General features: G+C 69.0%; 14 protein-coding genes. 6 read left to right on the forward strand and 8 right to left on the reverse strand.

What is annotated here, in order from left to right:
* Positions 1–163 precede the first annotated feature (163 nt).
* Entirely contained in the window at positions 164–2,728 is a 2,565-nt protein-coding gene (mprF, locus tag AC5P7F_RS02710) for a bifunctional lysylphosphatidylglycerol flippase/synthetase MprF (protein WP_142235310.1), read from the forward strand.
* 124 nt (positions 2,729–2,852) lie between these two features.
* Here mprF and AC5P7F_RS02715 read toward each other — a convergent pair whose 3' ends face one another.
* The 4 genes from AC5P7F_RS02715 to AC5P7F_RS02730 form a co-directional block, all read right to left on the reverse strand.
* Complete coding sequence (locus AC5P7F_RS02715) at positions 2,853–4,199, reverse strand: virulence factor family protein (RefSeq protein WP_032958666.1); 1,347 nt, start codon at positions 4,197–4,199, stop codon at positions 2,853–2,855.
* Between the two features lie 78 nt (positions 4,200–4,277).
* Positions 4,278–4,895: a DUF998 domain-containing protein gene (locus AC5P7F_RS02720; RefSeq protein ID WP_014647965.1), complete on the reverse strand. Its 618-nt coding sequence runs from the start codon at positions 4,893–4,895 to the stop codon at positions 4,278–4,280.
* On the reverse strand, positions 4,892–5,065 hold the full coding sequence (locus AC5P7F_RS02725) for an oxidoreductase-like domain-containing protein (RefSeq protein ID WP_032958663.1): 174 nt from the start codon (positions 5,063–5,065) through the stop codon (positions 4,892–4,894). Before AC5P7F_RS02725 ends, AC5P7F_RS02720 begins: the two co-directional genes overlap by 4 nt.
* 49 nt (positions 5,066–5,114) lie before the next feature.
* Positions 5,115–5,717 (reverse strand): HD domain-containing protein, encoded by a 603-nt coding sequence (locus AC5P7F_RS02730; protein ID WP_014647966.1) that lies wholly within the window; start codon positions 5,715–5,717, stop codon positions 5,115–5,117.
* 229 nt (positions 5,718–5,946) lie between these two features.
* Here AC5P7F_RS02730 and AC5P7F_RS02735 point away from each other — a divergent pair, with 229 nt between their 5' ends.
* A complete protein-coding gene (locus AC5P7F_RS02735; RefSeq protein ID WP_164077474.1) occupies positions 5,947–7,098 on the forward strand; it encodes a tetratricopeptide repeat protein in 1,152 nt (383 codons plus the stop codon).
* A 7-nt stretch (positions 7,099–7,105) separates the two neighbouring features.
* Here AC5P7F_RS02735 and AC5P7F_RS02740 read toward each other — a convergent pair whose 3' ends face one another.
* Positions 7,106–7,441, reverse strand: coding sequence for a zinc ribbon domain-containing protein YjdM (locus tag AC5P7F_RS02740; RefSeq protein WP_010482882.1), 336 nt, complete (start codon positions 7,439–7,441; stop codon positions 7,106–7,108).
* A gap of 192 nt (positions 7,442–7,633) precedes the next feature.
* Here AC5P7F_RS02740 and AC5P7F_RS02745 point away from each other — a divergent pair, with 192 nt between their 5' ends.
* From AC5P7F_RS02745 to AC5P7F_RS02755, 3 genes are all read left to right on the forward strand, one after another.
* A complete protein-coding gene (locus tag AC5P7F_RS02745) occupies positions 7,634–8,995 on the forward strand; it encodes an Hsp70 family protein (protein WP_164077475.1) in 1,362 nt (453 codons plus the stop codon).
* A gap of 229 nt (positions 8,996–9,224) precedes the next feature.
* On the forward strand, positions 9,225–9,518 hold the full coding sequence (locus tag AC5P7F_RS02750; RefSeq protein WP_053462562.1) for a YkgJ family cysteine cluster protein: 294 nt from the start codon (positions 9,225–9,227) through the stop codon (positions 9,516–9,518).
* Between the two features lie 11 nt (positions 9,519–9,529).
* Complete coding sequence (locus AC5P7F_RS02755; RefSeq protein ID WP_005410566.1) at positions 9,530–9,712, forward strand: hypothetical protein; 183 nt, start codon at positions 9,530–9,532, stop codon at positions 9,710–9,712.
* Between the two features lie 49 nt (positions 9,713–9,761).
* Here AC5P7F_RS02755 and AC5P7F_RS02760 read toward each other — a convergent pair whose 3' ends face one another.
* Genes AC5P7F_RS02760 through AC5P7F_RS02770 form a run of 3 tightly spaced genes read right to left on the reverse strand, consistent with a single transcriptional unit; the run spans position 9,762 to position 11,763 of the window.
* Complete coding sequence (locus AC5P7F_RS02760; RefSeq protein WP_032958651.1) at positions 9,762–10,643, reverse strand: DUF4097 family beta strand repeat-containing protein; 882 nt, start codon at positions 10,641–10,643, stop codon at positions 9,762–9,764.
* Between the two features lie 11 nt (positions 10,644–10,654).
* The gene (locus AC5P7F_RS02765; protein WP_046431913.1) at positions 10,655–11,188 is read right to left on the reverse strand and encodes a hypothetical protein; all 534 of its coding nucleotides are present in this window, start codon (positions 11,186–11,188) and stop codon (positions 10,655–10,657) included.
* Complete coding sequence (locus AC5P7F_RS02770) at positions 11,185–11,763, reverse strand: RNA polymerase sigma factor (RefSeq protein WP_032958649.1); 579 nt, start codon at positions 11,761–11,763, stop codon at positions 11,185–11,187. Before AC5P7F_RS02770 ends, AC5P7F_RS02765 begins: the two co-directional genes overlap by 4 nt.
* A gap of 126 nt (positions 11,764–11,889) precedes the next feature.
* On the opposite strand from AC5P7F_RS02770, the gene AC5P7F_RS02775 reads away from it, so the two are divergent.
* A complete protein-coding gene (locus AC5P7F_RS02775; protein ID WP_014647972.1) occupies positions 11,890–12,069 on the forward strand; it encodes a hypothetical protein in 180 nt (59 codons plus the stop codon).
* Positions 12,070–12,080 lie beyond the last annotated feature (11 nt).

A 12,080-nucleotide genomic window follows, 5' to 3' on the forward strand; every position in this document is an offset into this window, starting at 1 on the left:
GCATTGTCCTCCAATCCGGTCGACGGTGGGTGCACGGGCACCTTCCGCGACACGTCACTACCGGGCTCCGACGGTCCCACTGGTCAAATGACGATGACAGGCGCACGATGCGCCACGCCCGCGTTGACACCGCCCTCGCCCCTCCTGCCGCACCCTTGCGCCGATGACCGTCCCCATCGATTCCACCACTGCCCCTTCCACGCCAGCCTGGAAGCGGGTTGCCACCATCGTCATCCCGCTGCTGATCCTCGCCCTGGCCCTGCACGGCCTGGCCAATGAGTTCGACGAGCACGGCTACCGGGCCATCCGCCAGGCGTTCCGCCAGCTCAGTGGCATGCAGATCGCGCTCACCGTGGTACTCGGCCTGGCCAGTTACGCCTGCCTGATCGGCTTCGATGCCATCGGCCTGCGTCGCAGCGGCATCCGCGTGCACCCTGCGCGAGTCGGCATCACTGCGTTCCTTGCGCACACGCTGGGCCAGACCGTGGGCTTTGCCGCGTTGACCGGCGGCGCGGTGCGCCTGCGTGGCTACCGCAGCGCCGGCCTGGACCTGGCGCAGATCGGCCAGGTGGTGCTGATGAGCACGCTCGGCTTCGTGTTCGGGGCGTGGCTGCTGATCAGCGTGGCACTGTGCATGGAACCTGCAGCGGCAGCGTTGGCATTGCCATTGAATCCCGATGCCGTGCGCATCGTCGGCATCGTCGCCCTGCTCGCATATCTCTGCACCGTACTGCTGGTCGGCCGCGATGGACGGCAGTTCAGCGTGTTCGGCCATGCGTTGTGGCTGCCCGACCGCCGCACCATGATCGGCGTCACCGTGCTGAGCGTGATCGAACTGGTGCTGGCCAGTGCCGCGTTCTACGTGCTGCTGCCGGACTCCACGCCGACCGGACTGCCCGGCTTCGTCGGCCTGTACCTGGTGGCCGTGCTGGCCGGCCTGGTCTCGACCGTGCCCGCCGGCCTTGGCGTGTTCGAGTGGAGCCTGCTGAAGCTGTTGCCGCAGGTGGCACCGGCGGCGGTGCTGGCAGCGGCGCTGATCTACCGCGTCACCTACTACGTGCTGCCGCTGGTGCTGGCCACCCTGCTCGCGCTCGCGCCCGCCCTGCGCCAACCGCTGCAGGCCAGCGCCGGGGCAACCCGTGCGGGCTGGAACGCGCTGCGCCCGTGGCTGCCGCAGATCATCGCGCTGGCGGTGTTCAGCATCGGCGCCGCACTGGTCATCGACGGCACGCTGCCGACGCCACGCCGTCACCTGGTCAATGCCTCGCTGCCGATCCTGGAGACCTCGCACCTGATCGGCAGCCTCAGCGGCGTCGCACTGCTGCTGATCGGCCAGGGCCTGGCCCGGCGCAGCCACGCCGCGTGGGTGCTGGCGATGGCGGTGTGCGTGATCACCCCGCTGCCGCTGTGGCTGCGGGGTGGCCAACTGTTGATCGCCGTCTCGGCAGTGCTGGTGGCGATGGCACTGTGGGCCGCACGTCGCGAGTTCTACCGCCAGGGCGCGCTGCTGGACGAAGCCTGGTCATGGCCGTGGCTGCGCAACCTCGGCCTGGTGCTGGTCGCGGTCACCTGGCTGCTGTTCTTCACCTACAGCCATGTCGAGTACCAGAACGAGCTGTGGTGGCAGTTTGCGATATCGGGCAACGCACCACGCGCGCTGCGCGCGTTGCTGGTCGTGGCGATCGCGCTGGTGATGTTCGGCCTGGCGCGGCTGCTGCACAGCACGCGCAGCCCGCTGCCAGCCGCCGACGAGGCCACGCTGCAATCACTGGCGCCGGTACTGGCCGGTGCCACCGATACCCAGGCCTGCCTGGTACTGACCGCCGACAAGGCGGTGCTGCGCGACGAGGCGAAACAGGGCTTCGTGATGATGCAGCGCTACGGCGGTTCGCTGATCGCGATGGGCGATCCGGTCGGCCCGCCGGAGGTCGCCCGCGCATTGATCTGGCGCTTCCGCGAGGAAGCCGACCGGCTCGGCCTGCGCCCGGTGTTCTACCAGGTCGGCGAGTCCTACTGGCAGACCTACCTCGACCTGGGCCTGGGCCTGGTCAAGCTGGGCGAAGAAGCGATGGTGCCGCTGCACGATTTCGGCCTGGAAGGCCGCGAACGTGCGGACCTGCGCCAGGCCTGGAACCGCGGCAAGCGCGGCGGCCTGTCCTTCCGTGTGGCACCGGTGGAGGAAATTCCCAGCCTGCTGCCACGCCTGCACGCGATCTCCAACGCGTGGCTGGAAGACAAGGCCGGCGACGAAAAGGGCTTTTCGCTGGGCAGCTACGACCCGGATTACCTGGTGCGGTTCCCGGTGGCACTGGTCGAGGCCGAAGGCCAGATCGTGGCGTTCGCCAACCTGTGGCAGGCGCCGGCCGGTGCCGAGCTGTCGGTGGACCTGATGCGCCACGTCAACGAGGCGCCGAAGGGGACGATGGACTTCCTCTTCATCGAACTGTTCCTGTGGGGCCGCGCGCAGGGCTATGCACGCTTCTCGCTGGGCATGGCGCCACTGTCCGGGCTGGCACAGCATCGCCTGGCCGGCCGCTGGAACCGCCTGGCCGGCCTGCTGGCGCGGCATGGCGAACGCTTCTACGGCTTCAGTGGCCTGCGCCGCTTCAAGTCGAAGTTCGACCCGCAGTGGCGGCCACGCTATCTCGCTGCGCCGGGCGGCATGCACCTGCCGGCCGCACTGCTGGATGCCACGCGCCTGATCTCGCTGGACCCGCGGCGCAACTGAAGCCCCGCACCACCAGGCATACCCGGCGCCACCTGTCGCCCGGTAGGTGTCGACCTTGGTCGACACGCTCATCCCCAAGGCGCCCTCAGCCCCAGCGCCGACCAAGGTCGGCGTCTACCAAGCGCTACATACCGCCCTTGAGGATCACCTCGGCCAGCCGATCATAGTCACCACCGAAATGGTGGTCACCCGGCAGCTTCACCTTCTTCACACCGTCATTGGCCGGCAGGTCCGGGCACAGTGCGTCCTCATCCTTGTCGCCGTACACGCACAGCGTTTTCTCCGCCGGCAGTCTGGCCACTTCCGGCGCGATCGGCAGTCCGTCGCCGCCGCCGCCCAGCCAGTTGCTGACGTGGAACTCGAAGTCGGCCTTCTTGCCTACCGACAGCAGCACGATGCGGTCCAGCGCTGCACGGGTATCGGCATCGAGCTGGTTGATGGTCGCCGGCAGCACGTCGGCCCCCTGCGAGAAACCGATCAGCATCACCTTGTCGCGGTGCCACTGCTGGCGGTAGTGATCGATGATCTTCTGCAGGTCAGCAGCGAAACCCTTCGGCGTGCGCTCGCTCCAGAAGTAGCGCAGCGAGTCGATGCCGACCACGGCCACGCCGTGCTCGTTGAGCGACGACGCCACGTCCTTGTCCAGGCCGGCCCAGCCACCATCACCGGAGACGAACACGGCCAGCGTGTCGCCGTTGCCGGTCGACGGTACTTCCACCACCGGCAGGCCCTTCAGCGCGGCCGGCGGCGGTGCCAGGCTGACGCCTGCCTGCGCACCCATCACCCGCGCTGCAGCCACCAGGCCCGGTGAGGCATCACCACGCGCCGTGCGCTTGAACTCGCGCGCCATCGCCACCTGCTGCACGAAACCGCTGGCCTCGCCCGCCTTGCAGCCGTGATCACCGGCTGCACTCAACCACGGGAAGTTCAGTTCGGCGGGTTGCAGCGTGTTGCGCTTCACGCCATCGCCGCAGACCATGCGCTCGTGGTTGTGGTCCGGGCAGAAACCAGTGGTGAGCAGGCCGGCGAACACCTGCGTATCGGCCTGCGCAGCCAGCGCATAGGCCATTTCAGCGCCTTCGCCATCGCCGCCGACCAGCGGCAGGTGGTACCCGGGCAGATGCAGCGAGGCCTGCAGCCAGCGCGAGAAATTCTCGACATCGCCGGAACCGAACGAACAGGTCGGGTTGCCTTCGCGCTTGAGCACGCCGCGCAGGTGCGCGATGTCCACGGCGGCGACCATCGCACCGTCGGCACGCAGGGCCTCGATCGGCAGACGGCTGGTATCGCCACCGGGAGTCGGTTCGTGGAACCAGATCACCACCCGCTGCGGGGTACCGGCCGGCATGTGCACCGGAATCTGTTCGAACCGCCCGTGGCTGAACTGCTGCACGGTCGCTGCCGCGGTTGCCGGCAGTGCGGCCAGCGCCAGCACCACGCCCATTACCCTGCCCAGCCCTGCACGCTTCATATCGCAGCCCCGATGGAATGCGCACACGATACGCTGCCTCCACGTGCACGGCACGTACCGGTGCAGGCCGTTGGGGTTTCAGCAGGCTGCGGCGCGACGACTGCGCCGATACAGCGCCAGCGCCAGATACAGCAGCCAGCCCACGATCACCACGATCACCACTTTCTGCCCCAGCCCGCGCGGCGGCCCGCCACGCCACAACACGTGCAGCCACAGCAGCACGAAGGCCAGCCAGGCCCAGCCCCAGAGCAGGCCGGCGGCAGACTGCCAGCCCGGTTCGCGGCGCAGGTACCAGGCCTGCAGCAGCATGCCGACGCTGGCACACAGGAACGCAGTGTTGGCCGCCAACCCGTGGATGAACGGTGCCAGCAGCGGGGTTGCTTCGGGCAGCCAGCTGTCACCGATGGCGACCGTGGCCAGGCCCAGCGCCGAGACCGTGAACAGCAGCGGCGCCGCCGCGCTGCGCCGCGGGCCGATGCTGCCGCGGTAAAGGGCGATGCCGAGCAGGGTGATCGCCAGTGCCAGCAGGCAGTACGCCGCACGCAACGCCAGCCCCCACGGCCCGTGCAGGTAGAGGCTGAGCGTGGCCCGCACCCAGTCCAGGTCGGTGCGTGCGAACTGGGTCCACAGCGCGGTAACCAGGAACAGAACCAGGGCGGCCAGCGCCAGCAGCGCCGCCGGACGCGCGCGGCTCATGCGGAGGCTTCCGGGTGCCGCGCCTGCCATTCGGCCAACGCCTTGCGATAGCGCTGCAGCTCGTCGGCATACAGGTCCAGCACGCACAGCGGGCAACCGCTGCCACAGCATTCGTTGGGACCGGGCTCTTCCGGCGGCAGCGGACGGGGATCGGGATCAGGGACGGACACGGTTGGAAGCGGCAATCGGTGGAAACGGGCCCCAGTGTAGCGGGCTGGCTCAGCGACCCAGCTGCCGCCGCAGGTTGTCGCGCGCGGCCGCGTCGAGGCGCTGGTGGAAGAACTCGCTGAGGAAGATGCGCGGTGCGCGCAGCAGGCCCTGCAGGAAACGGCGGCGGCCAGCGCGATACAGGAAGCCCGGCACCACGCCCTTGTACTCTTCGGCCACGCCCCGGTCATAGGCGGTGAACACCGGTTCCGGCGCGGCCAGGATCGCCATGTCGCAGTCCAGGAACAGCGCGGCCTCGGCATCGACATCGTCCGGGCCGAGCGCGCCATGGCGGGCGGTCAGCAGGATCAGCTGCTCGACCCGGGCGGCATCGACAGCGGCGAGTTCCGGCGCCTGTGTGATCGCCTGCAGGGCCATCTGCGCCGAACGTGCTTCGTTGTCCTTTCGCCCCGCCACGTAGATCGCATCGTGGTAGAGCACGGCCAGGTAGACCTCGGCCGGCTGCTGCCAGCCGGGGCCGTCGGCAACCTCCTGGCAGTGCTGCAGCACCGCGCGCACGTGGCCGAAGTGATGGTAGGCGCGTGGTGGCGTTGCATAGCTGTCCTGCAGCGCCTGCCACTGCGCCGGAGCGAGCGTCAGCGGGGAAAAGTCCATGCCCGGATCATCCCGCCTGCGCGGTTGACGGGCAAGCTGTCGCTTTTTTCACCACGTCCTCACAACGCCCTTCGCACTAGGCCGCAACGCGGTTGTCCACAGCTTTCCCGAGCGCTGGTCCACACCGGTTGTGGATGAACGTGCGGACCGACCAACGGTCGCTGCAGCGGTGCGCGCACAGGTCTACACTCGCCTCAGGCGGGAGCGCCCGCCGCTGCCGGGAGCCGTCATGTACCGTCCTGCCGCCCGATTCGTTCTGCTCGCACTGGCCGCATTGGCAGCGCCGTCCGCGATCGCACAGGATCATCCGGGAACGGCCGCGCCGCTGGCCGTTGCCAGCACCACCACTCCGGCGATGCCGACGCCGCAGCAGGTGTTCGCGATTCCACCGGCGATGCGCGACATGCTGCGCACGCAGGTGATCAATCACGGTTACTCCCGCGAGCAGCGCCTGCAGGCGCTGGTGGAGATGATCTTCGACCGCCACGGCCTGGACCTGCAGTACGACGCCGATGCGACCTTCACCGTCAGCGAGATCTGGCAGCAGCGGCGCGCCAACTGCCTGGCCTTTACCCTGATGTTCGTCGCGCTGGCACGCGAAGCCGGCATCCAGGCACGCGTGCAGGAAGTCGGCCAGGTCGTGTCGTGGTACCAGGACCAGGCCCAGGGCCTGGTCTACAGCGTCGGCCACGTCAATGCCGGGGTCGGCTTCGCCGGCCGCTTCGCCACCGTCGATCTGGATCGCAACGTGCTGTACGACCGCCGCGGGCCGCTGCCGATCAGCCAGGCACGGGCATTGGCACACTTCTACAACAACCGCGGCGCCGAACGCATGGCCAGCGGCGATCTGGTGGGTGCACGCACCTTCTTCAATGCCGCGCTGGCACAGGACAACAGCTTCGCCGCCACCTGGAACAACCTGGGCGTGCTGGAAAACCGTACGGGCGATACCGCCGCCGCGCGCCGGGCATTGGAAACGGCGCTGCGACTGGACGGCCGCCAGGACGCTGCACTGACCAACGCCAGCGCGCTGTACCGGAAGCTGGGCATGGTCATGCAGGCGCAGGCGCTGGAGCAGCGCCTGCAGTCGGTGCAGCGCGAGGATCCGTTCGCGCAGTACATGCTCGGCGCCGAGGCCGAACGCGCCGGCCGACTGGATCAGGCGATCCGCTATTACCGGCAGGCCGTGCGCCTGTACGACACCGCACACCAGTTCCACTTCGGGCTGGCGCGGGCCTATTTCCTGGCCGGCCAGCTCAGGCGCGCCGATCGTGAACTGCTGCGCGCGCAGGCGCTGGGCGGTGCCCCGCAGCAGGCGCGCTACCAGGCCAAGCTGGACAGCCTGGCCCGCTGGCGCGCACAGCAGCAGGCCAGGCGCTGAAGGCCGGTCAGGCCTTCTTGAGGAAGCAGGTCTTCAGGACCAGGCCCTTGATCTTGTCCGAGTTGCCTTCGATGTGCTCGGCATCGTCCTCGACCAGGCGGATGTTGCGGATCACGGTGCCCTGCTTGAGCGGGATCGAGGAACCCTTCACCTTCAGGTCCTTGATCACGGTGACGGTGTCACCGGCCTGCAGGGTATTGCCGTTGCTGTCACGCACGACCAGGGTCGAACCGGCACTTTCCTCGGCGGTCCATTCGAAGCCGCAGTCGGCGCAGATCCACAGCGCGCCATCGGCATAGGTGTTTTCCAGGGTGCACTGCGGGCAGGCGGGGGCAGAAGACATCAGCAAGTACCTCAAAGTGAATCAACAGCCGCCATTGTAACCGCCCGGCTCGCCTGCCCTTTTCCGGGCGGCGCCCGGCTCCCGGCTTGACCCGATCCGGCCTCCCGATACGGAATGGGAGGCCGCAGGAACTTGCAGTCGGCGGCGAACTGCAGCAGAGTGCGCGGCCCCTGATCGCCCCCGGAACTCCCCATGCGCCTCGGCATCGACTTCGGTACCAGCAACTCCGCCGCCGCCATCGTGCATGAGGGAACACTGCTGCCGATCCGCTTCGGCGACGCCGAGCAGTTCCGCACCAGTGTGTACTTCCCCGGCGTGGTGCCCGACCCGGACGACTTCCAGCTCGACGACGGCCAGGAACACCAGCTGCAGCAGATGATCGACAGCGCCGCGCGCGCGGCGCGTGCCGCCGGCCAGGAACGCGCGCCGCAGGCGCTGCGCCGCGAAGCCCTGCGCGCGCTGCGCCGGGAATGGATGGAAGCCCGCGCCGGCAAGGAACGCAGCGCCAACGACCTGCTGCAGAACGCGGTCTACGGCGACGAAGCGCTGGAAGCCTATTTCGAGGAACACGAAGGCAACCTGGTGCAGAGCCCGAAGTCGATGCTCGGCTACAACCTGCACCCGCGCGCGAAGCAGACCATCACCGGCATCGCCGCGCACATCCTCGAACACATCCGCCTGACCGCCAGTGCCCAGCTCGGCCGGCCGCTGCGCGCCGCCCTGCTCGGGCGCCCGGTGCAGTTCCGCAGTTCGATCGGCGCAGCCGGCAACGACCAGGCGCTGGACATCCTGCGTGAAGCGGCCACCCAGGCCGGCTTCGACCAGGTTGATTTCCTCGAGGAGCCAGCCGCGGCGGCCATGCATTACCACGCCGAAAGCCGCGAGCGGCACCAGGCGGTAATCGTCGATATCGGCGGCGGCACCACCGACATCGCCCATGCCGAAGTCGGCGGCGACGACGCCCCGCGCATCCACCGCGCCTGGGGTATCGCCCGCGGCGGTACCGACATCGACCTGGCGCTGAGCCTGTCCAGCTACATGCCGCTGTTCGGCCGCGGCATCACCCGCGTGCCGGCCCACCACTACGTGGAAGCGGCCACCGTGCAGGACATGACCCGCCAGCGCGAATTCCGCCTGCACAAGTACGACCATGTCGACGCGCCCTGGGGCGACCGCCTGCAGGCCCTGCAGGACACCGGCAACACCGCCCGCCTGTACCGTGACGTCGAACGCGCCAAGATCGCCCTCAGCGCTGCCAGCGAGCACCGCAGCACGCTGGACTACATCGCCCGCGACCTGCATGCCGACAGCAGCGCCGACGGCCTGGCCGCCGCCGCCCATGGCTACCTGGAGCAGATCCGCGAGCTGCTGGCCCAGGTCCGCAGCGACATCGGCGGCGACCCGGATGCCGTGTTCCTGACCGGTGGCATGTCCCGCGCCGGCTACCTGCGCCAGGCGGTGGCGGCCGCCTTCCCGGGCGCCCGCATGGTCCACGGCGAGCCCTCGCTGGGCGTGGTCCAGGGCCTTGCGCTGGCGGCAGCCAGCCAGGATTAACAAAACGTTACGCGGTCTAAGTTACTCTTGGTCGGCTAGAACCCTGCTGCCCCTTCCACCGGCCATGCCGGTGTGTGTCCACGGTGCAGCCTGGCCCGCCCAGCGGGCCTAGCGGCCATGCCTTCCTGGCTCGTTCATGGTCCGCGCAGCACCTGAGCCGCCATTGAGACCCGCTTTGGGCACCCGCCAGGCCCCTGAGGCCTTACAACCTGACGCAGCACCTGCACCCATCGACTGCCGCCGTTGTGACGCGGTCTGTTGCCGGTTGCCCGTGCTGCTGCAGCCCGGCGACCACGTGCCCGGCCAGTTCCTGTCACGCGACACCCACGGCCGTGCCGTGATGGCGCGCAACGAGGAAGGCTGGTGCGCGGCGATCGATCCCTATCACCTGCGCTGCACGATCTATTCGCAGCGCCCGGCGATCTGCCGCCAGTTCTCGATGGGCGGCGATGACTGCCGCCGCGAGCGGCAGGACTACCTGCGCCAGGCCGATGCCTGGGCGCTTTCCTCCCCTTCCACCTGACAGGAGCAACCATGCCCCGCAAGGCAAAGACCCCCGCGAAGGCCAGCAACAGCATCCGCAGCGAACGCAAGGGCGCGGCCGCCAGCACCGTGGTCAGCAGCGATTCGATCGCTTCGGACCTGGCAGCGTTCCGCAAGGCCGGTGGCAAGATCGAAGTCCTCGGCACTACCTGGGCGCTGAAGAAAGCCAGCTGACCCAGCTCCGACCGCGGCGGCGCTGCCGCCGCGGCCTGCCGGACCGCGCTCAGCGATCCAGGCGTACCCGCACACTGCCCGAATGCGACTGGATGCGGATGTCACCGTCGCCATTGCCGAGCCGAGTATCGAGATGGCTGCCCGGGCCGTAGCGCGGCCGTTCCACCTGGCCGGCGTCGCTGTTGATCGACCCGCTGAAGCTGTTCACCGACAGCTGCGCCGAAACCGTGCGTGGCAGGCGCAGGTTGACCGACGCGCTCACCGATTCGACATTGATACGGCCCCCCGGCGCCAGCCCGGCCGCCGACAGGTCGATGCTGCCCGACACGGTTTCCACCGCCAGCCGCTGCACCCGCCCGGCATCGACCTCGACCCGGCCGGATACCGTCTGTGCACCGATGTCACCGGACACGCCGCCGCCGGCTTCGATGCGGCCACTGACCGTGTTCACGTCCAGCTTCGGCGTCTGCAGGCGCGCGATGACACCGCCGCTGACCGTATTGAGCTTGCTGTCGCCGCTGCGACCGGAGGCGCTCAGGCTGCCGCTGACCGTGTCGGCCTGCAGGCGGCGCACATCGATGCCGCTGATGTCCTGGCTGGCACTGACCGTACTCAGCAGCAGTTCCACCGAGCGCGGCACGTTCAGCACCAGCGTCGCGCCGCCGTTGTTGTTGCGACGCGGATACTCGATCTCCCAGCGCACGCGGTTGGCACTCTTCTCCTGGCGCAGCTGCAGGCCATCGCTTAGCGTACCGGTGAGCTGCACGTCGTTGCGGTCCCAGCCACGCACGCTCACTTTGCCGGCCACGTTGCTCAGTTCGATGCGACCGCCGGCGGCCAGGTTGTGGCGCTCGTCGATCCGTGTGTCAGCCAGGGCCACCGCGGGCAGCAGCAACAGCGCGGCGCAGCAGGTCATCAGGGTTCGTGTCATCGGGGGTCTCCTCAGGTCGTCAGGCCGGACTCGGCGGCATAGGCCGCCTGCCGGGTCAATTCCAGCCGCAACGCATAGGTGCGCTTGAGCTGGCCAAGCAGATGCGGCGCGCGTGGATCCTGCGCCAGCGCGGCCCGGATCTGTGCCGCGCTTTCATCGAGTTCGTGCAGCGCCGGCTGCCATTCCGGCGCCCGGCCTGCGGGCAACGAGGCCACTGCCTGCTGGTACTGCTCGGTCATCGCCGCGGCCTGCAGTTGCAGGGTAGACGGCACCGGCGCGTCCGGCTGCGCATGGCGCCACGGCGCCACCGCGTAGAGCGCCAGGCTTGCGGCCAGTGCGGCCCCCACCGGCAACCACCAGCGCCGGCGCGAACGCCCCGGCAGCACCACCACGTTGCCGGTCGGCGCAGGCGCCGCCTGTGGTTCACGCGGCGGCAGCTGCGCCGACAACCGCGCCCAGCCATCGGCGGGCAGGCCGCGTTCGGAAGGCAGCGCGCGCAGTCGGGCCACCAGATCGTGGTCGGAATCGTGTTCGTGTGTACTCATGTCATGTCTCCCAGCCGTGCGCGCAACAGGCCGCGCGCACGATGCAACTGTGCCTTGGAGCTGCCGACGGCCATCTGCAGCTGCGCGGCGATCTCCTGGTGTTTCCAGCCCTCGATGTCATGCAGCACCAGTACCGCGCGCGCCCTCGGCGGCAGCGTCGCCAGCGCGCGCTCCAGGTCGCGCTCGGTACCGGCGCAGCGGTCGTGTACGGCCAGCTCCTGCAGTCCTCCGTCCACATCATCAAGACTGTCGTGATCCTGCCCGGCGGCGCGCCCACGCAGTTCCATCAGCGCAGCGTTGACGCCCAGGCGATGCAGCCAGGTCGACAGGCTGCTCTCGAAACGGAACCCCGGCAGCGCCTTCCACGCCTGCAGGAAGGCTTCCTGCAAGGCGTCTTCGGCACGCGCCTGCTGGCCCCCGCACAGCCGCCACAGCACGGCGAACACGCGCGGTGCATGCCGCCGGTACAGCAGTTCATAGGCCGAGGTATCGCCGGCGGCGGCCGCCCGCACCAGGGCGGGTTCATCGACGGCGTCGTGGGCGGCAGGCGGCGCGGGCATGGTGGTGTCGAGCATATCGCTTGGATGCGGCGGCCCGGGAAAAGGTTTAGAGCCGGACGACGATCACTGCCGTGCAACCTTTTCGACACCTGCTGCATCCATGGAAGGTCCTTCGCGAAATTGCCGTCCAGGAGTCCTGCCATGTCCAGCCCAACCTGCGCCGCCCTGCTGGTGATCGCCGCCTGCGTCGTGCTGCAGGCACTGGGCCTGTCGCTGCAGCTGCACCCCGGTAACGGCCGTGCCTGCCTGCAACAGCACCGCCAGGCGCTGGTGTGCCTGGCCTGGGCCCCGGCGGTCGAATCCCCGGCACGCGCCGGGTAACATCGAAGGTC

It is taken from the genome of Stenotrophomonas sp. YJH_SMC_105-26, assembly GCF_059368915.1.